The sequence below is a fragment of the Pseudomonas edaphica genome (assembly GCF_005863185.1).
Lineage (GTDB): Bacteria > Pseudomonadota > Gammaproteobacteria > Pseudomonadales > Pseudomonadaceae > Aquipseudomonas > Aquipseudomonas edaphica.
The window spans coordinates 1-269 of the sequence record NZ_VBVZ01001147.1 but is presented as its reverse complement, the minus strand read 5'-3'; the positions used below and the strand labels follow the sequence as shown (position 1 = coordinate 269).

General features: G+C 66.5%; 1 protein-coding gene. It reads right to left on the bottom strand.

Annotation, left to right across the window (positions count from 1 at the left end):
* Positions 1–269, bottom strand: a 269-nt coding sequence (locus FEM54_RS33750; protein WP_171045986.1) for an NAD(P)/FAD-dependent oxidoreductase, incomplete at both ends; no start/stop codon positions are given.

Here is a 269-nt window from a genome sequence, read left to right as displayed (position 1 = left end):
CGCAGCAGTGGGGCGGCTTTCATGTCGGTGGGGAATACGCGGCCGGAGGTGCCGACAAAGGTCTCGATGCCCAGGCCGTGAATCCACTCGCACAAAGCCTCTGCGCCAAACGCGCGCAACAACGGTGCCATGTGCGGCGCGCGTTCGGCGTAACGCGACAGGAACGCCGGGTACGCCTCGGAGTGGGTGATGTTCATGCCGCCCACGCCCGCCAGCAGGAACTTGCGCCCCACTGAAGGCATGCCGTCGTACACGTCTACCCGCACGCC